Raw genomic sequence first — 19121 nt, 5'->3', positions numbered from 1 at the left:
CCATCCAATCCATCATCGGGGCCACGCTGAAGCGCCGAGAGAGAGGCTGTGATGGAATATGTTCTAGGGGCATGGTGATCGGATACAAATTGCGAAAGGGGCACAGTTTATCAGGTCTGGGGTGGCGTGAATGAGAGGGAGCTCGTGCTCCGGCATTCAGAATAAATAAAACTCGCCCTGACCTCACTCGTTCATGCTGATGCTCACGACAGTTTCGAATGGGATTTCTATCAGGCTTAACGCGCCATCAGCAAATCCACAGCCCGTATCGATATAGACGACATTGCCCAGCCTCATGACCCCGGATACGGTTGAGTGCCCTACATAGAGCTGGCTTATTCCGTTGATGGAAGAGTGGTCTTGCCGCTCGATTTTTTTCCTGGCATACAGCGCTGTTTTCAAGGCTTGTCGTTGATTCGACTTTCCAGATTTTCCGCTAATAGCGTCCTTCGCTTCCTGCCAGCCATCGTTACTTTTAATGATTGGCGCTTCGGCATGTACTACTCCAACTGTTTGATCGCTTGGTAGATTGATTTCAATGATCAGCGGAAGTGCTTGCAAGGCTTGCAGGAGTTCATGTTGGAGAGTGGGTTGTAACTCGTAGAGCCAGGTCCCACCATTTCGGATATGCCTAGGTATATTCCCGTGGCCGGAGATGCAGTCAATGAGCATCTGCTCATGATTGCCGCGCACGGCATGGAACCATGGTTTCTCAAGCCAATTCAGTACATCTGAAGAGTCGGGGCCTCGGTCGATGAGGTCGCCCACAGAAAAGATACGGTCTGCTTCGGTATTGAAATTTACTTTGCCCAAGGCTTTTTTCAGAAGCTTGAAATGCCCGTGAATGTCGCCCACTACAAAGTCACGACCTTTTTGGTTGGGTGGGAAGGATTTTGTCGTGAGCATTTTTATGCTTTGGCAGATGTTAGTTGCTGACAACTGTAGCACTTTGACGGGATGCACCGTGAGGCGCTGAGCAGGGTGACGTCGAGGCGATCAAAGTTGAATCGTTTGCCCGATACATTTCTCGAAGACCTGCTCCATAGGCTCCATAACGCCGTTATAGGCCGCAATATTGGCGTAGACCCACTCGTCCTTCTCAATCCCCCACCAACTGATTTCAAACCCGGCGTTCATGATCAGGTGTTCAAACAGAATTCGCTGGGCACGGCCATTGCCTTCGCGGAAGGGGTGTACGACGTTGATGTCGGAATAGGTTTCTGCAACGGCGACGATCAGGTCTGCTCTGTCGAGCCCTTCGAACCAGTTGGCCGTCGCCATGTTCATGAAGATTTTGTTGGCTTCCGCCTCCATGTACTGGGGTTGGCAAAAGCGGGTCACTTGCTTGGACATGCCGACGGTGCGCACTCGCCGGCCCACTCGAACAAATCTGCAAACAGGATTCGATGAATGTTTTGAAGGTAAGCCAGGCTGTAGGGAGGAGGGCTGAATTCGACGTTGTCCGCTGCGATGGCCGAGAGTTGTTGTTCGGCTTCGCTTAGGGTCGGTTCGTCCCGAAGATCGAGCTTGTTGCGAAGGACCGTGGAGCCGGGATAGCAATAAGCGTCCTCGCCGACTCCATATTTGTCAGCCATCAGGTTCTGGTCTGGGTGAAGGCCTTCAAGACCTCTTCGCGCGTTGGCATTTTGCGTTCGCCGTCCGCGAAGGTCGTTTTGAAGCCCTCCAGGCGGAGGCTGGCCGCGTAGTTGGATCTACGCGTTCTGGCGGCATAGGCCTTTTTGGTTTCAAGGCTGACATTGCCCATGGGCTGGACCTCAATCGCGTTGGTTGGCCGATTATAGCCCATCCCACTGGCATGGCCTACGTCACGGCCAGGCGACTCATGGCAGGTGTTGAATGGACCAATGGCGCTTGCATTGAGGCGTATCTCAAAATACTGTGTTTATATCCAGTATCTGAGTTCTCTTCATGCAGCTTATCGCCAAGCTCGGCATTCTCGCCGATGCTGCCAAGTACGACGCCTCCTGCGCCAGCAGCGGTGCCCCCAAGCGTAGCTCCCGTGGTCGTGAGGGCCTGGGGGCCACCGACGGCGTGGGCATTTGCCATAGCTATACGCCGGATGGACGCTGCGTTTCGTTGCTGAAGGTGTTGCTGACCAATTTTTGCCTGTACGACTGCCAGTATTGCGTCAACCGTCGTTCCAGCAACGTGCCGAGGGCGCGCTTTACGCCGGAGGAGGTGGTGCGGTTGACCCTGGATTTTTATCGCCGCAACTGCATCAGTGGGTTGTTTCTGAGTTCCGGCATCATTCGCTCGGCCGATTACACCATGGAGCAGTTGATACGAGTGGCGCGGTTGCTGCGGGAGGAGCATCAGTTTCGTGGTTATATCCATCTCAAGACCATTCCCGATGCCGATCCGCTGTTGATCGAGGAAGCGGGGCGGTTGGCTGATCGCTTGAGCGTGAATATCGAGCTGTCCTCGGATATCAGCCTCAAGCGTCTAGCACCGGAAAAGCAGTTGACGACCATCCGCCAAGCCATGGGCACCATCCACCAGGGGCAACAGGCGGTGGCCGGCGAGCCGCGGGCGCCTCGCTTCGCCCCGGCCGGGCAGAGCACGCAGGTGATTGTGGGGGCGGATGCCACTGATGATCACGCCATCCTGAGCAACGCCGAGTCGCTCTATCAGGGGTATGGTTTGCGACGGGTTTACTATTCAGCGTTCAGCCCGATTCCCGACAGCCCCGCCAGCGTGCCCCTGGCGGCGCCGCCGTTGCTGCGCGAGCACCGGCTTTATCAGGCCGACTTTCTCATGCGCGGTTATGGCTACAAGGCGGGCGAGCTTTTGAGCGAAACCCACAACCTGGACTTGGACATCGACCCCAAGCTGGCGTGGGCGCTGGCCAATCGCGAGGTGTTCCCGCTGGATATCAATCGCGCCGAACCCGCATTGTTGGCGCGTATTCCGGGGATTGGCCTGCGTAGTGTGCAACGCCTGGTTGCACTGCGCCGGGAGCGGCGGGTGCGTTATGACGACCTGGTGCAGTTGCGGTGCGTGCTGGAGAAGGCGCTACCGTTCATTGTCACCAGCGACTACCGGCCTGCTGACGCCCAGGTGCGCAGCGGTCTGCTGCGGGCGCGGTTGCGTGACCCCCAGCGGCCGGTGCAGATGGGGCTTTGGCCGTGATTGCCCTGGATTGCGAGGATGATTTCGCTACGTGGCGGGACCAGGCTCGAACGCTGCTCGGCCACGGTATCGACCCGAGCGATGTCACGTGGGCCCAGGGCCCAATGGCCGACTTGTTGGCCGTGCCGGCGCCGCTGCCCCAAGGGCCGGGCCCGTTCCGCACGCGGGTTCCCGCAGCCTTGCTGACCCAACTCGAACAGGCTGGTCGCTACCAGGGCGAACAACGTTGGAATCTGCTGTATGAGGTGCTTTGGCGGGTTGCCCATGGCGACCGCACTGCAATGCTCGCGGGCGACCGCCTGGGCAGTGAGCTGCAGCGGCGGATCAAGCAGGTCCAGCGCGAGGCTCATCATCTGCATGCCTTCGTCCGCTTCGTTCCCTTGCCGCAAGCATTGGCCGAGCGACTGCAGCTGGATCTGGTCGCCTACCACCAGCCGGCCCATGACATCCTCGAAAGCGCCAGTGGCCATTTTGCCGAGCGACTGGGACAACAGCGCTGGCTGATCGCAACGCCTCGCGACGGTATCCGTTTCGATGGGCAATCGTTGGATTACCAGCGACGTTGCCCTGAGCAGTGGCAGCATTGGGCGCGTCACGCTGAAGATCCTGGGGCTGAGCTGTGGCGGACCTATTACAGACACATCTTCAACCCGGCGCGGCTCAATCCCCAGGCGTTGCGTCAGCATATGCCAGGGCGATTCTGGCAGCACTTGCCGGAAGGCGAGTTGATTCCGCGCCTGGTGGGTTTGGCGCGGCGGGGGAAGCAGCGGGATGGGCAGGCGTTGGAGGTGGGGGAGAAAATGGGCAAGCGGATTATTGTGGGTGTGGGTGAAGGCACTGGGTTAAGACAGTGCCTTGCTCCTGAGTAAATCGATCTTCTCGGTTCATACCGATGCTTTGGCTTTACCGGGCCTGGATGCGTCCACCATCTTGTGCAGCTCCTCAGTCATGGCGGCTAGGCGCTTTTCCAGATCCTTCACGTCGGACCGGGTAATACCGTTTGCGTAGGGTTTGACTCGAAATCATTCTTGCTTCCCATCGCCTGAACTGTTGAGTCCAGCGCCGGACACCCCCATCGGAAATTTCCCTCAAGCTGCGTCGCTCCCCGCTGACTATCCACCCAATCACCCCGTGCGCTAAGTTTTCTCCGTCGCTGCAAATTCAGCGAGAGGGTGTGGAAGCCCTTGTGAAAACCTAGCGCGTTGCACCGCTAAATTAAAAAGCAGACGCTTTTCCTAGGTCTGCTGTTAAATTACGGCGGCTGTACGCGGGGCGCCTTCGGGTGCGCCGGGTCCTAGGTTCTCGGTCTTCCACACCCGCGTACAGCTGCCACCCACCAGGTGGAAGTGGTGAAGGCAGTTCCTTTACATAACCTAGGTACAAGCCAATGAAAAAACTCACCCCCAACCCTCCGACAGCCACAGCCAATCCAAGGTGGCTTTCGTCTAGCGTCACCCACGAACATCTCCTGCCAAGTATCCGAATCTCGATCCAGGATTCGCTCCCTTTGCCAGCGGCATCCCAATCCGCCACTGACCTCCCATTCCCGCAGGAGTAACCGCCATGTCCCGCTACATGCCCATCACCGGTATCGAAAACAATTTCCACGCGCTCCTGATCGACACTGAAGCACCGTTGGACGTGTTGCACGACACCGCCGCTTACCGCATCGCCGCTGTCACCCAGTTACTGGAAAACCTCGCCATGCGTTCCGACATCAGTACGGACGCGGTGGTACTCCAGGATTTTGCCCAAGTGCTGGCGATCCCCCTGCGCGACGGGTGTGATTTGCTGGATGTGATCGGGCGGCGATTGCAGGCGCAGGTGTTGGCGTCGTAATGGAAGTGGGCGACCTCATGAGGTCGCCTGCATTGCCTTGCTCATCATCTGTGCAGCCTGGAACCTGTGGGAGCGAGCTCGCTCGCGATAGCGGCGGGTCAGTTGATGGCGATGCTTGATGTGCTGCCGTCATCGCGAGCAAGCTCGCTCCCAGAGTCAATCGGCGTGTACCTACCATTTGCCAACAACGCTTGGGTGGCGTGATCAGTTCGCACTCGGTGCGCTGCCCAGCCGATGCAACGATGCACCTTCCAATGTCTTCCACAACTTGCGCATCGTCGGATTGCGATTGGCAATCGCACAATACGAGCGAATTTCTAATCGCGTGCTCCATTGCTCGCCGCCGGCCCGCACCAATAGCCCACGCTCCAACTCGTCGGCCACCGCACTCTGCGGCAACCAGGCCACGCCATAGCCCTCGATGGCCATGCGCATCAGCAGCATCGCCATGTCCGCTTCATAACAGCGCTCCAGCGCGATCGGTTCAGGGCCGTTGTTGATGACGATGTCGGCGACGCGCCCGAGGAATGTCGTTGCCGTATAGGCCAGGTAGGGCACCGGTTTGCCGGCGCGGCCGGGCAGGCGGAACAGCGGTTCGCCCTTGGGGTTGGGCGCGCATAGGGGAATGAACGCGTCGTGGCCGAGCACCAGGCTGCCAAAACGCTCGGCGTCCAGCAGGATGGGGGCAAGCGGATGATGGTAGACCATCATCAAGTCGCAACTGCCTTCTTCCAAGGCAATGACGGCGTCATGAATGTTGGCGGCCACCACCCGGGCGTTGAACTGCTCGTTGTGTTGCTGGAATTGCGAGAGCCACTTGGGCAGGAAGGTCATCGACAGGCTGTGGCCAGCGGTGATCTGGATGGAGCGTCCCGGCATTCGTTCCACGTCGCGCAGCGTCGAGCGCAGCCTCAGCAATCCGGCGAGGGCTTCTCGGCTTTCATCGCAGAAGGTGACTCCGGCCGGGGTGAGTTGGACAGGGTAGGTGCCCCGATCCACCAGCTTGACGCCCACCCATTCCTCAAGTGAGCGGATACGCCGGGACAAGGCCGATTGCGTCACGCATCTAACCTCGGCCGCGCGGGAGAAATTTTTCCATTCGCCAATCGCCAGAAGATCATCCAGCCATTTGAGTTGCATATCGAGAACTCCCCCTGTGAGAGCGCGATTTTACTGCGCAATCCCCCGGTATAGCGCGGCCTTTCGCGAACTATTCCGAAAGCGCATGGGGTTAGCCGGATTACTCATCATCCTCCCGGATCCGCTCCTTAGAATCGATCCTGCCAAGTAAAAAACTCCAAGAACTACTTGAGGACAGCACCGTGAAGAAGAATAAGCTCCCACGTCGAATTGCAATGGGCATAGCCCTGGGCGTGCTGGTCGGTTGGGCGTGTCACCATTTCGCAGGGAGCGAGCAAAGTGCCAAAGAGATCGCCAGTTACTTCTCGATGGTCACTGATATTTTCCTGCGCATGATCAAGATGATCATCGCGCCCCTGGTATTCGCGACGTTGGTGGGCGGTATCGCCAGCATGGGCAATTCTCGTTCTGTCGGCAGGATCGGGGCCCGGGCGATGGCCTGGTTTGTCACCGCCTCGGTCGTCTCGCTGCTGATCGGAATGGGGCTGGTCAACCTGTTTCAACCCGGTGCCGGGCTGAACATGGACGTGGCCCAGCAAGCAACGGCGGCCGTGCCGGTCAATACTGGCGACTTCAGTCTCAAGGCGTTCATCGGCCACGTGTTTCCCCGCAGCATTGCCGAAGCGATGGCCAACAACGAGATCCTGCAGATCGTGGTGTTTTCGCTGTTTTTCGGCTTTGCGTTGGCGGGGGTAAAGCGGGCGGGCTACACCCGGATCACAGACTCCATCGAAGAGTTGGCGAAGGTGATGTTCAAGATCACCGACTACGTGATGGCCTTCGCGCCGATTGGGGTGTTTGCCGCCATCGCCTCGGCAATCACCACCCAGGGGCTTGGCTTGCTGGTGGATTACGGCAAGCTGATCGCCGAGTTCTACCTGGGGATCCTGATCCTCTGGGCGTTGCTGTTCGGTGCCGGCTACCTGTTCCTCGGTCGCTCTGTTTTCCACCTCGGCAAGCTCATCCGTGAACCGATTCTCCTGGCCTTTTCCACCGCCAGCAGTGAGTCCGCCTACCCAAAAACCATCGAGGCGCTGGAGAAGTTTGGCGCGCCAAAACGTGTGTCCAGCTTCGTGTTGCCCCTGGGCTATTCGTTCAACCTTGACGGCTCGATGATGTACCAGGCGTTCGCCATCCTGTTCATCGCCCAGGCCTACAACATTGATCTGAGTCTCACTCAGCAGTTGCTGATTCTTCTGACGCTGATGGTCACCAGCAAGGGCATGGCCGGTGTCGCCCGAGCTTCGGTGGTCGTGGTCGCGGCCACGTTGCCGATGTTCAATCTTCCCGAGGCAGGGCTGCTGTTGATCATCGGCATCGACCAGTTCCTCGACATGGCCCGCACGGCCACCAATGTGGTGGGTAACAGCATTGCGACGGCGGTCGTCGCCAAGTCCGAACCCCACGAAGAAGCCGGCGAGGAGGAGGGTGGACATGCCTCGGCTCGTTCACGATCCGAGCCGGTGCCGGTGGTTTGAGGACAGACTCATGAAGGTTAAAGCGAAGTCCAGCCACAAGGCTTCTGTGGTGCGCAAGTTGGGAATCGTCGGTGGCCTTGGGGCACTGGCCGGGGGCGATCTGTTCTACAAGTTGGTCAAGTCCCGGGCGGTGCTCGAGGATCAGGGGCGCTACCATTTCCTGTTCGAGCAGCACCCCTTCAAGGACGTGCTGCTGCCGCTGGACCGGGGCGCGAACATGACGTCGCGCAAGTTCTATGTGTTCCAGGTGTGCAAGTCGTTCGAGGACAGTGGCTTCGATGCGGTGATGCTCCCATGCTTCGCCAGCCACACCTTTCGCGCTGAAATCGAGGAGGCGCTGGGCATTCCCGTGCTGGACATGATGGCCGCCTTGTCCCTGCACGTCAGCCACACGGTGCCGTCCCAGGCGACGTTGGGGGTGATCGCCTCCGACTTTGTGCGCCATTGCGGGTTGTTCGAGCGCCATTTCGGCAAAGACTTTCAGATCGTTTACCCCGACGCAGACGCTCAAGCAGGGTTGATGGAGGCGATGTACGGCCTCAACGGCATCAAGGACGGTCATCTCGAAGGCGTGCCGCTTGAGGCGGTCTATCGGGCGTGTCGCTCAGTGCAGGCCCAGGGTGCGACGGTGATCCTGCCCGGCATGACCGAGCTTTCCCTGGTCTGTGCCGACTTGCAACGTCGCGGGATCAGCGTGCTGGACATCAATGAGATCTACGCCGACTTCGCGACGCTGGACCAGCAGCCCAGGCGCCCCCCCTTCAAGCTGGGCATCGTGGGGGGCGTCGGGCCTGCCGCCACGGTGGATTTCATGGCCAAGGTGGTGGCCAATACGCCAGCGGTAAAGGACCAGGACCATATCAAGATGGTGGTCGAGCAAAATCCGCAGATACCGGACCGGACGGCGAACCTGTTGCGGGATGAGACCGATCCGACGATGGCGATGTACGCCACGTGCAAACGTCTCGAAAGTGCCGGCGCCAACGCCATCGCAATTCCCTGCAACACCGCCCATGCCTTCGTCGAGCGGATCCAGGCGCACCTGAGGGTGCCCATCGTGAACATGCTGAGTGAGACGGTGGCGTGGATCGCGCGCACTCATGGTTCGGGCCAGGCGATTGGCCTGCTGGCAACGTCCGGTACGGTGCAGAGCCAGGTTTATCACCAGGCGGCGCGTCATGCCGGGCTCCAGCTCCTAACGCCAGGTGTCGATTACCAGGCGATGGTCATGGACGCGATCTACGGACCGCGGGGTATCAAGGCTGGCTTCACGCAAGGGCTTTGCAGGGAGCAATTGTTGCTGGCGGCTGAGCACCTGTGCGAGTTGGGGGCTGGGGTGTTAATCCTGGGGTGTACGGAGTTGCCGCTGGTGCTGGCGCATTGCGAGGCGTTCGATATCAATGGGCACACGGTGGCGCTTGTTGATCCGACGATGATTCTGGCGTTGAGGTGCGTTGCGTTGGCGCAAAGGCATGGCTCTGTGGGAGCAAGGCTTGCCCGCGATGAAGCTGATGCGGTCTTCTGAAAGCCAAGGTAACGGCATCGCGAGCAAGCTTTGCTCCCACAGGGCCATGCTCGATGATGAGTCAGCCAGCCTTGGCCGGCCCACGCAATGCCGCAATGTCCCGCTTGGGCGGGACGCCAAACAAGCGGGCGTATTCGCGGCTGAATTGCGAAGGGCTTTCATAGCCCACCTTGAAGGCCGCACTTGCTACGCCGATTCCGATCGCGCGATCACGCGGCGCGACAGGCTGCCTTGGGCGACCAGATCGGCCACCATGCGCAAGTCGAGCCTCAGGACCAGGCCCAGGCAGGGTTGTTCCGGGCTTGCCTGCAGCACTTCGGAATTGGCCGGGATGTCCAGGGAGGTCATGAGGAACCGCCCGGTGTCGTAGCCATAGGATTCACCACCGATCCACACCTGCTTCTCGCCTTGGGCCACCAGCACGATGCTCGGTTCGATCATGCAAATCACCGGCGGCGCCGGGGTTTCACGCCGGAAGAAGACGACGCCGGGAATGGGCGTTTCGAAGTCGCCCGGGTGTGGCGTCCAGGCGCTGATGATGGCGGTCAGTGTCTCTTGTACGGATCTGCGTTGGACGGCCATGTCGGCTCCGGGGTGTCATCTTGGCTCAAGCGCTATAGGCAGAACATTAACGTGCTAAACGAAGCGCTGCCTATACGCGACGGAAGAACTCATAGGATCAGGCAAGCATCCCAGCGTAATGCGTTAACGGCCGGCCGGATTGAGCGCTGAAAATACTCCCCCGCTCAATCCACAAAGAATCGCGAGCAAGCTCGCTCCCACAGGGGAGGTGTGGCGGGCACGAAATAGGTGAATCCCCCCGTTCAAAACTGTGGGAGCGAGCTTGCTCGCGATAGCGGTCTGCCTGAGGCACTGATGTTGAATGCGCCGCCGTTATCGAGAGCAGGCTCGCTCCCACAGCTCCATCAAGCAATACAGGATTGTCATTCAACCGATAACCCATTGTCACAAGACCCGCCCGCCTGGGGCGCGGTACTTGCCATGGCGCTCGCCGCGTTCGTGCTGGTTGCCTCGGAGTTCATGCCCGTCAGCTTGCTGACGCCGGTAGCGGCCGATCTTCATGTCAGCGAAGGGCAGGCCGGTCAAGGCATTGCCGTCTCTGGTGCCTTTGCCCTGATCACCAGTCTATTTATCGCCTCGATTGCCGCACGGGTCGACCGTAAATGGCTTCTGCTGGGGCTGACCTTGCTGATGATCGTTTCAGGCACCGTGGTGGCGTTCGCACCGAATTACTCGGTCTTCATGGTCGGTCGCGCGTTGATCGGCATAGCCATTGGCGGCTTCTGGTCGCTGTCGGCGGCCACGGCCATGCGGCTCGTGCCGGACGCTCAGATTCCTCGGGCACTGGCTATCGTCAATGGCGGCAATGCCTTGGCGACCGTGGTCGCTGCACCGCTGGGCAGCTTCCTGGGGGCGATCATCGGTTGGCGTGGCGCGTTTTTCTGCATCGTGCCGATCGTCGCCATCGCCCTGGTCTGGCTGCTATTGCGCCTGCCCGCCCTCCATGCCTTCGAAGGCGAAGCAGGGCAGTAGCAGGGCCCGATCAGGAAGGTGCCCAGCAGCCCCGCCACACCGATCACTAACAACATGAAGGACACGAAACCAGTGCGTCCGTGTTGGCTATGGCCGCTGTGCTGACTGTGCTGACTGTGCTGGCTGCCCGGTCAGCGGTCCGGGAGTCGTCATCGACTGGGGGGCGGCGTCCTATGGCGCGGCGGGTTGAGGCGAATCATGCACGCCAGGAAGGGCGACCGTTGGGCGCCTTGAGTTGGTGGCATATTAATGGCTTGTTATGCTCTGGGTTTGTTATCCATCACGTTGGTTCATTGTGACGACCGAGCGAATTTCCCAATTAGAGCAAGCCCTTATGGCCGTGATCGCCGCAGCCGGGAAGATGGGCATCAGCAGCGATGAATTGTGCGCACAGGCGGTGGGCGGGCTGATATCCGATCCGTACTGGAGCTGGGCGGATGTTCGATATGCGCAAGGCGCGGCTGACGAAATCGACAATGCCTTGAATAGACTTGTGGGAAGGCCGGCCCAAGAACTGACGCTGCCAGTGCCCGGAAGCGATCCAGCACTCGAATCAGCGCCGCAGATCTAGCGTGTTCTCCAATGGAAATGGGCGATCAAGGGTCGCCCATTTACGTTACAGGCCAAGGCCTTCTTCTACCAGCGAGAGCAAGGCGTCTTCGTCCAGAGTGGCAGGTTCAGGGCGCTCTTGCCCGGTCGAGCGCAGGGCCTGGATATGCCAGCGCGATTCACCATGCTCACCGAGCGTGCGCACGATGCAGTGTTCCTGCCCCTTCATATGGACTTCAATGCAGCCCTCTCCCTTGGCCGAGAAGCGCGCAATCGGGTCGAATAAAATGCGGCGATGATTGCCTTCGATCATCAGTTGGTCGATGGCGTAGTTGTACGTTGAACCGCTGGAATGACTTTCAAAGACGTGGGTGGGGTTGCGCCGGATGTCCAGGCCCGCCTCGCACACGGGCGTCAGCCAGGTTTCGATCTGGCGATACAGCTCGTAGACCTGGGCCGGCCAGTGCTCGATCGCCAGGTCGGCGCAGTTGTCGGTATCGGCGCGGGTCTGCTGGGTTTTCCTCAGTTTGGCCGCTAGCTCGTCTGCCTTGCTCATGTCGATTCCCTGTCGTGATGATAGGTTGAGCTTAGCTGATGGGCTGGGGTGTCCATTTGCGCTGGGTCATGGGAGCAAGCGCCTTCGCCACATGAAAGCATTGCCTGAGCGTTCTGTTCATTTCGGCAATGCTTAAACGGCTAAGGCGCTGATCACGTGTTTCGGATCATTATGAATCGCCCGCAGCAGCGCTTTGGCGGGGCCGGTAGGCTCGCGTCGTCCTTGCTCCCAGTTGCGAAGCGTGCCCAGTTGGACATCGATCAGTGCTGCGAATTTGGCTTGGGTCAGGCCGGTAGCCTTGCGTATCTCCTTAACTTGCAACGCATCGACGATGAATTCCCGTGACGGCTGGCGTTCGCCTCGGACGATTTCATCCATCTGTTGTACGCTTTCCATCAGCTCATCGAAAAATTTGCTCATGGTTATCTCCAGTGCTCGACAATCAATTTCAACGCTTTTCGTTGATCGACAGTCAAGTCTTGCTGTTCATTTTTCGGATATATCATCAGTAACGCGATCCGCGAAGCATGGACGAAGTGGTAGTAGATCACCCAGGCTCCCCCCCGTTTGCCATGGCCTTTGGCTGCGATACGAATCTTTCGGATCCCCCGGGTGGCTTCCATAACCTCACCAGCGGAAGGGCTGCAGACCAGTATTTTCTGTAGGACAGCGAAATCATCGTCATCCATCAGTTCTTTGACCCGACGGGTAAAAATTGGAGTTTCAATAAAAATCATTGCTAATGTACGCCAGTGGCTTACTTTCGAGCAATCCTATTGAACCCCGCTCTCCGATGCACCCGTGGGTTGTAACCAAATTCGGGGTGCCCGATGATCAAGGCAAGACATAGACGAGCACCCACCATGCACATGACCGCTCTAAGCAATAACGACCTGGGACCATTGCGCGATGCGCTCACCCAGGCCGGGCTACCCGTGGACGACCTGTCATATTCCGGTCGACAGTTCTTCAGCTTCAACCACCAGGGTGTCGACGTGGGATTTGTGGGCATCGAGGGGGAGGGGGCCGAGCGGTTGCTGCGCTCGTTGGTTGTCCTTGAGGGACAGCGGGGACGGGGGGCTGGGGTGGCGGTACTGGCCGCTGTCGAAGCGTTTGCGAGACGCGAGGGGGTGGAGCGGCTCCACCTGTTGACCGACAGCGCCACCGCGTTTTTTACCGGCCAGGGCTATCTGCCGGAGGATCGCTCGCTGGCGCCCGCTTCGATCAGCGCGACGGCCCAGTTCAAGACCTTGTGCCCGGCCTCGGCGACGTACCTGATCAAGCGCCTCGTCTAGCGCAGCAAATGCACCGCCAGCCCGGCCAGCCCGCACGCCAGTAACACCTGGATCACCCCGCGCTTGTAGCGAAACAGCGCAACCGCCGCCGCAATCGCGATGATCGCTGACGGCCAGTCGAGGGCACCTGCAAAACCGTTGGGCCAGAGCACGTGGTAACCGAAGAAGCAGGCCAGGTTGAGGATTACCCCGACCACCGCCGCGGTAATCGCCGTCAGCGGTGCGGTGAATTTCAATGCGTTGTGGGTCGATTCCACCAGCGGGCCGCCGGCCAGGATGAACAGGAACGAGGGCAGGAACGTGAACCAGGTCACCAGCGTGGCCGCGACGGCGCCGGCGAGGAAGGCCTGTTCAGGGCCGAACACCTGCATCACGTAACCTCCGACGAAACCGACGAAGGCCACGACCATGATCAGCGGCCCGGGGGTGGTTTCGCCCAGGGCCAGGCCGTCGATCATTTGGGTCGGCGTCAGCCAGCCGAAGTGCCCGACGGCGCCCTGGTACACGTAGGGCAAGACCGCATAGGCACCGCCGAAGGTCAGCAGCGCGGCCTTGGTGAAGAACCAGGCCATTTGCGTCAATGTGCCGCCCCAGCCGAATACGGCGGTCAGCAGGCCCATGGGCACCATCCACAACAGGGCACCGACGACCACCAGGCGGGCCAACCTGGCGGCGCTGAACCGGGCGTGGTCCGGGGTCGGCGTGTCGTCGTCGATCAAGGCGGGGCCGAAGGATTGGTGCTGGGTAGCGTGACCGCCCAGGCTGAATTTTTCCGGTGCCCAGCGGCCGCCGAGATAACCGATGGCAGCCGCCCCCAGCACGATCAAAGGGAAGGGAAGATCAAGGGCAAAGATCGCGGTGAACGATGCGGCCGCGATTGCCCACAGCCAATTGTTCTTGAGTGCGCGAGAGCCGATCCGGTGTGCGGCATGCACCACGATGGCTGTCACGGCCGGTTTGATGCCATAGAAAATACCCGCCACCACCGGCACTTCGCCAAAAGCGATGTACAGCCACGACAACGCGATAAGGATGAACAGCGAAGGCAGTACGAACAGCGCGCCGGCGATCACTCCACCCCAGCTTCGGTGCATCAACCAGCCCAGGTACGTCGCCAATTGTTGGGCCTCAGGCCCCGGCAGCAACATGCAGTAATTGAGGGCGTGCAGGAAGCGTCGCTCGGAAATCCAGCGCCGCCGCTCCACCAACTCCTGATGCATGATCGAGATCTGCCCCGCTGGGCCGCCGAAACTGATGAAACCCAGTTTGAGCCAGAACCAGAACGCCTCGCGCAGACTGACGGTGCCGGGGCGGGTCAGGGCCTGTTCATCATCGCTTCGGGTCGGTTGGCTCATGGTCGACGGGGCACTTGGAAGTCAAAGGCGACCATACGTTATGGGGCGTCACGCAATTTAGATAGCCCCCCAGGAAGGTTTGCTTGTAAAAAAACAGTCTTTCAACGCTGTCGAACGTGCGGGTGTGCATGCCCTCGCCACGGAGATTTATTCGTTCTGAAGCGGACATTCTTACTGGCCCAGGGGCGGGGTTTTGGATCCACTCCAGCCACCCATCGGCTCCGCTGCACGGGCAAATTGCCGCGTCACAAGCGGTAGGCTAAGCTCACGAATATTGGGGGTTATGCGCGAATTCGCACATGCTTTGCCCTCTTCAGGAATTCGCTTGCCAATCTCCATCTACGATCCTTTTCATATCCCTGCCGGTGCCCTGAAACGCCTGCCGCTGCTCAAGGCTGCGGTTATGTTTATCGCGGCGGTGTGCCTGTGCCTGTGTGGTTTGCTTTACCTGCAGTTGGAGCAATCGCGCAGCCACGACGTGGCGTCGGCCCGCATCGCCTCGGCCACCCTTACCCGAGCCATGGCCCAGCAGGCCCAAGACACCTTCATCCAGGCCGATCTGGTCCTGGCCAGTCTGGCGGATTGGATCCAGGTCGACGGTTTGGGTCCTGCGGTTCAGCCACGCTTGCAGCAAACCTTTGCCCGCCGCGTGCAATCGCTTGAACAGCTGCATGGCCTGTTCCTGTTCGACAAGCACGGCCACTGGATCACTACCTCCTTCGACGACCTGCACAGGGGCGCAGGAGTGGCGGATCGAGACTATTTCGTTTTCCACCAGCAGAACGCCTCCCTGATCGTCCATATCGGTCCGGCGATCCGCAGTCGGCAAAACGGTGAGTGGATCATCCCGGTTTCCCGGCGTTTGAATGACCGAGACGGCAACTTTCAGGGCGTGTTGCTGGCCGGCATCAAAATGTCCTACTTCGATCGGTTCTTCAAAAGCTTTAGCCTGGATGAGCAAGGCGAGATGGCCCTGGCTTTGTCTGACGGGACGCTGTTGGCCCGGCGCCCTTTCGATGAGGCGCGGATCGGCCTCCCGTTGGCCGAGGAAGAGATCTACAACCATACCGCGACCGACGGAATGTCTGGCGATGCGATCATCCGTTCGGCCATCGATGGTGTCGTCAGGCTGTATGGGCATCAACATTTACAGGCTTATCCGTTGGTGGTCACCGCCGCGGTGTCCGAAGAATCGATCCTGGCGGGCTGGCATGAGCGGGCGTTCCAATCCAGCCTTATCGTGGGCCTGGTGGTCCTGGGCATTTGCTTGTTCGGCTGGGTCTTCGTGCGCCAGGTACGTAACAGCGAAAAGATCGAAGCGGACTTGCGCAAGGCGCAGGAGGCGTTGGAACTGATTGCCACCCATGACAGCCTCACCGGGCTGGCGAACCGGCGTCTGTTCGAACGGGCCCTGGACATCGAGTTCGGCCGGGGCGCTCGTCAGCGCAGCCCCTTGAGCCTGATCATGCTCGACATCGATTTTTTCAAACGCTACAACGACGCCTATGGGCATGTGGCCGGGGATCACTGCCTGGCGGAAGTGGCCAAGGTGCTCAAGAGTTGCTGCCATCGCAAGGCCGATCTGGCGGTACGGTATGGCGGCGAAGAGTTTGCGGTACTGCTGCCCGACACCAACCTTTCGGGGGCCATGGCGTTGGCCGAGCAGATCCGCCGCAACGTCATCGACAAGCACATCACCCATTCCGGCTCCCCGACCGGCTTCCTCACGGTGAGCCTGGGCTGCTATGCCTTTGTACCCAGCAGCCTGGACAGCATCGAAGTCTTCATTCAGCGCGCCGATGCGGCGCTTTACCAGGCCAAGCACAGTGGCCGCAACCGGGTGGCGGTGTTATCGACAGAAAGCGGGCTCGATACGCTGGCGCGCTCGGATCGTTGAGATCGATTGGAATCATCGGCCATGGGCCACGGTCAACTGTTCAGGCATCGCGCTGGTGACCTTCAAAAGGTGTGTAGGCTCTTTCGCAAAAGACCGTGGGCTCGCCAACTGATCGAGTAGTGGCTGCTAAGGTTGGGAGCGACTGGCCTCGGTCCTTACCTTTCCACTCGTCGAAGCCAGCGTTGACAGGATAGGAGCAGGTAATGGATTCCACTGCCGATACCCCTTCGAGCACTGCACGTCACACCCCGATTACCCGTCGCCTGGTGGTGGCCGTCGCGGGGCTGTTTGTCCTGGGTGTTCTGGTGGCGATTGCCGCGCTGTTCAACATTGCGCAAAAGCTCGACGTGGAGGATGTGCGCAAGACGCACTTCTATATCGAGCGCGCCCTCGAGAATCGCATCACCGCTTCGAAAAACTACATCGCCAGTTATGCCTACTGGACCACGGCCTACGAGCGCCTCAACGGTGAAGTCGATGTGCAGTGGGCCTACGCCGAACAAAACATGGGCAAGACCCTGTTCACCAATGATGAATACGAAGGCGTGTTCGTCATCGATCGGCAACGCACCAAATATGCTGTGGTGCGTGGGCGCAATGTCCAAGGTGATGCCGCGGTTTACATGAACGCGCCGCTCACCGACCTGGTGGACCAGCTCCAGGCGCAGCCCGACCTGACAATGTCGACGATCCGTTACACGTTGTTCGAGGGCTGGCCGGCCATCGTCACCGCTTCGGTGATTCTGCCCAACGATGAACGGCCCCAGGTCGAGGCCAAAGGCACCTCGGTCCTGTTGTTCGTCGACCAGCTGACGCCCGTCAAGCTACGCAAACTGGGCAAGAGCTATGGCCTCACCGATTTGAATCTCAAGAAGGACACCGAGCTTGAGCCCGGCCAGCCGGCCGTACCGCTGGACAGTACCGGCTACAGCCTCGTGTCCCGCCTGGATCGCCCGGGCCAGCACTTGCTCTGGTCCCTCGTGCCGCCACTGGGGGGCGCCTTGCTGATTCTGGCACTGCTGACCGCTTACTTTTTTCGCTATGCACTGCGCACGGCACGGCATGTGGACGCCAGTTACGACAGCCTGGAAAGATCGGCACACGCCCTCGAGGCCAGCGAAGAGCGCTTCCGGGCCGTGGCCGAGGCCGCCTCCGACTGGATCTGGGAAATCGACGGGCAGCAGCGCATCACTTATCTGTCGGGGCGCTTCAGTACGGTCACCGGGTTTTCCGACCAGCAATGGCTGGGGCAAGACATCGAGCAACTGTTGTATTGCGACACCACGCCAATTGCCCTCTGGTTAGGCAAGCTGACGCAGGAGCAGAGCGCCAGCAACTTGCGCTGTTCCTACCGCGATCATTCCGGGCAGTTGCGCTTCTGTCGGGTGTCGGCGCGCCCGATCTACAGCAAGGCCGAGGTGGTGGGTTATCGCGGCACCGCCAGTGATATCACCGACGAAGTGGCGGCCCACGCCCAGGTCCAGCATCTGTCGATGCACGATGCGCTGACCGGCCTGCCAAACCGCAACAAGCTGGCGCGGCACCTGGATGATGCGCTGGTGGCCAAGGAGCATTCCACCCCCCTGGCGTTGCTGATGGTGGACCTGGACAACTTCAAACCGATCAACGATTCCCTCGGCCATCCGGCCGGCGACGCGGTATTGCTGGAAGTGGCCCAGCGGCTGCGCGACGGCACCCGCGAGCAAGACCTGGTGGCGCGCCTGGGGGGCGATGAGTTCGTGGTGGTGCTCAACGGGATGGAGCACACCACTGAGATCGATCGATTCTGTGAACGGCTGATCGACAGGCTGCAGCAACCGATCCTCTACGAAACCCATTCGCTGCACATCGGCGCCAGCATCGGTATCGCCGTGAGCCGCCGCCAGGGTTATGTGCCCGGTGAACTGATCCGCTGCGCCGACATTGCCTTGTACCAGGCCAAGTCCGAGGGCAAGAAAACCTGGTGCTATTTCGCTTCGCAAATGAACGATCAGATCCAGCATCGTCGCCAATTGGAAAGCGACCTGCGCCAGGCCGTGAAGAACAACGAATTCGTCCTGCACTTCCAGCCGCGCTATACCGTCGATGGTCGGGATATCGTGGCGGTCGAGGCCTTGGTTCGCTGGCTGCATCCGACCCAAGGCTTGTTGGGGCCCGATGCCTTTATTCCATTGGCCGAGCACACCGACCTGATTGTCCCGCTTTCCCGTTGGGTGTTGCGCGAGGCCTGCGAAACCGCGCTGACCTGGCCGGGGGAACTGATGGTTTCGGTCAACCTGTCGCCGGCGCAGTTCCAGCGTAGCGACGTGGTGGAAGATGTGCGACAGGTGTTGATCGAAACCCGTTTCCCGGCGAGTCGCCTGGAACTCGAGATCACTGAAAACGTGATGCTCAACGACGTTGATGGCGCCCTTCAGGTCATGAATGCCCTGAAGGAACTGGGCGTACGCTTGAACATGGATGACTTTGGTACCGGTTATTCCTCCCTGGGTTACCTGCGCACCTATCCATTCGACGGCATCAAGATCGACAAGCGCTTCATCGCTTCCATGAGCAACAGCAGCAACGACCGCGCCGTGGTGCAGGCGATCATCAACCTGGGCAAGGCCATGGGGCTGACGGTCACCGCCGAGGGCGTGGAAACCCTGGCCCAGCTCGGTTCATTGGGCTCGGACCAGTGCCATGAAGTACAGGGTTATTTCCTCAGCCGGCCGATCGACAAACAAGCCTTTGCGCAGTTGCTGGAGAGTGGCCGGCCCTTACCGAAAACCGGCTCCTGAAGA

16 protein-coding genes and 3 pseudogenes are annotated in these 19121 nt (G+C 59.8%); 10 read left to right on the top strand and 9 right to left on the bottom strand.

Annotated elements, in window-relative coordinates; translation table 11 throughout:
- Positions 1 to 183: 183 nt before the first annotated feature.
- The 3 genes and pseudogenes from BLO80_RS03820 to BLO80_RS03810 all read right to left on the bottom strand — a co-directional run bounded on the left by BLO80_RS03820 (position 184) and on the right by BLO80_RS03810 (position 1765).
- Positions 184 to 939, bottom strand: a complete 756-nt coding sequence (locus tag BLO80_RS03820) for a metallophosphoesterase (protein WP_256574101.1) — start codon at positions 937 to 939, stop codon at positions 184 to 186.
- Positions 940 to 996: 57 nt separating this feature from the next.
- Positions 997 to 1595 (bottom strand): annotated as a pseudogene (locus tag BLO80_RS03815) (putative adenosine monophosphate-protein transferase Fic).
- Positions 1595 to 1765 (bottom strand): YhfG family protein, encoded by a 171-nt coding sequence (locus BLO80_RS03810; protein WP_003199786.1) that lies wholly within the window; start codon positions 1763 to 1765, stop codon positions 1595 to 1597. Before BLO80_RS03810 ends, BLO80_RS03815 begins: the two are co-directional and overlap by 1 nt.
- Before the next feature lie 164 nt (positions 1766 to 1929).
- Here BLO80_RS03810 and BLO80_RS03805 point away from each other — a divergent pair, with 164 nt between their 5' ends.
- The 3 genes from BLO80_RS03805 (at position 1930) to BLO80_RS03795 (ending at position 4989) form a co-directional block, all read left to right on the top strand.
- Positions 1930 to 3150 (top strand): putative DNA modification/repair radical SAM protein, encoded by a 1221-nt coding sequence (locus BLO80_RS03805; protein WP_092326885.1) that lies wholly within the window; start codon positions 1930 to 1932, stop codon positions 3148 to 3150.
- Complete coding sequence (locus BLO80_RS03800) at positions 3141 to 4019, top strand: TIGR03915 family putative DNA repair protein (RefSeq protein WP_092326883.1); 879 nt, start codon at positions 3141 to 3143, stop codon at positions 4017 to 4019. The genes BLO80_RS03805 and BLO80_RS03800 overlap by 10 nt, the downstream gene beginning before the upstream one ends.
- Positions 4020 to 4713: 694 nt before the next feature.
- Entirely contained in the window at positions 4714 to 4989 is a 276-nt protein-coding gene (locus BLO80_RS03795) for a hypothetical protein (protein ID WP_092326882.1), read from the top strand.
- Between the two features lie 204 nt (positions 4990 to 5193).
- On the opposite strand, the gene BLO80_RS03790 is transcribed toward BLO80_RS03795, so the two are convergent.
- On the bottom strand, positions 5194 to 6129 hold the full coding sequence (locus BLO80_RS03790; RefSeq protein ID WP_092326880.1) for a LysR substrate-binding domain-containing protein: 936 nt from the start codon (positions 6127 to 6129) through the stop codon (positions 5194 to 5196).
- 182 nt (positions 6130 to 6311) lie between these two features.
- Here BLO80_RS03790 and BLO80_RS03785 point away from each other — a divergent pair, with 182 nt between their 5' ends.
- Complete coding sequence (locus tag BLO80_RS03785) at positions 6312 to 7607, top strand: dicarboxylate/amino acid:cation symporter (protein ID WP_092326879.1); 1296 nt, start codon at positions 6312 to 6314, stop codon at positions 7605 to 7607.
- 10 nt (positions 7608 to 7617) lie between these two features.
- Positions 7618 to 9132 (top strand): cysteate racemase, encoded by a 1515-nt coding sequence (locus BLO80_RS03780; protein WP_092327190.1) that lies wholly within the window; start codon positions 7618 to 7620, stop codon positions 9130 to 9132.
- A 61-nt stretch (positions 9133 to 9193) separates the two neighbouring features.
- On the opposite strand, the pseudogene BLO80_RS03775 reads toward BLO80_RS03780, so the two are convergent.
- Positions 9194 to 9714, bottom strand: a pseudogene (locus tag BLO80_RS03775) (AraC family transcriptional regulator N-terminal domain-containing protein).
- 420 nt (positions 9715 to 10134) lie between these two features.
- Between BLO80_RS03775 and BLO80_RS03770 the strand changes: the two are divergent.
- Positions 10135 to 10662: pseudogene (locus BLO80_RS03770) on the top strand (MFS transporter); the annotation flags it as partial.
- A gap of 358 nt (positions 10663 to 11020) precedes the next feature.
- Positions 11021 to 11257, top strand: coding sequence for a hypothetical protein (locus tag BLO80_RS29835; RefSeq protein WP_175459444.1), 237 nt, complete (start codon positions 11021 to 11023; stop codon positions 11255 to 11257).
- A gap of 45 nt (positions 11258 to 11302) precedes the next feature.
- Here the strand turns inward: BLO80_RS29835 and BLO80_RS03760 are convergent, their stop codons facing one another.
- From BLO80_RS03760 to BLO80_RS03750, 3 genes are all read right to left on the bottom strand, one after another.
- Entirely contained in the window at positions 11303 to 11791 is a 489-nt protein-coding gene (locus tag BLO80_RS03760; protein WP_092326877.1) for a hypothetical protein, read from the bottom strand.
- A gap of 132 nt (positions 11792 to 11923) precedes the next feature.
- A complete protein-coding gene (locus BLO80_RS03755; RefSeq protein WP_058545613.1) occupies positions 11924 to 12211 on the bottom strand; it encodes a helix-turn-helix domain-containing protein in 288 nt (95 codons plus the stop codon).
- Between the two features lie 2 nt (positions 12212 to 12213).
- On the bottom strand, positions 12214 to 12528 hold the full coding sequence (locus BLO80_RS03750) for a type II toxin-antitoxin system RelE/ParE family toxin (protein ID WP_092326876.1): 315 nt from the start codon (positions 12526 to 12528) through the stop codon (positions 12214 to 12216).
- A 126-nt stretch (positions 12529 to 12654) separates the two neighbouring features.
- Here BLO80_RS03750 and arsN2 point away from each other — a divergent pair, with 126 nt between their 5' ends.
- Positions 12655 to 13086: an arsenic resistance N-acetyltransferase ArsN2 gene (gene arsN2, locus BLO80_RS03745; RefSeq protein ID WP_092326874.1), complete on the top strand. Its 432-nt coding sequence runs from the start codon at positions 12655 to 12657 to the stop codon at positions 13084 to 13086.
- Here arsN2 and chrA read toward each other — a convergent pair.
- Positions 13083 to 14441 carry a chromate efflux transporter gene (gene chrA / locus BLO80_RS03740; RefSeq protein WP_092326872.1) on the bottom strand — a complete coding sequence of 453 codons (1359 nt, stop codon included), beginning with the start codon at positions 14439 to 14441 and terminating at the stop codon, positions 13083 to 13085. The genes arsN2 and chrA overlap by 4 nt on opposite strands.
- Positions 14442 to 14766: 325 nt before the next feature.
- Here chrA and BLO80_RS03735 point away from each other — a divergent pair, with 325 nt between their 5' ends.
- Positions 14767 to 16338 (top strand): sensor domain-containing diguanylate cyclase, encoded by a 1572-nt coding sequence (locus BLO80_RS03735; protein ID WP_092326871.1) that lies wholly within the window; start codon positions 14767 to 14769, stop codon positions 16336 to 16338.
- Between the two features lie 203 nt (positions 16339 to 16541).
- Complete coding sequence (locus tag BLO80_RS03730; protein ID WP_092326869.1) at positions 16542 to 19118, top strand: bifunctional diguanylate cyclase/phosphodiesterase; 2577 nt, start codon at positions 16542 to 16544, stop codon at positions 19116 to 19118.
- Positions 19119 to 19121: the final 3 nt, after the last annotated feature.

This window comes from Pseudomonas sp. NFACC56-3, assembly GCF_900100025.1.
GTDB lineage: Bacteria > Pseudomonadota > Gammaproteobacteria > Pseudomonadales > Pseudomonadaceae > Aquipseudomonas > Aquipseudomonas fluorescens_AA.
The sequence above is the reverse complement of the archived record's forward strand: the minus strand, read 5'-3'. Positions and strand labels throughout refer to the sequence as shown.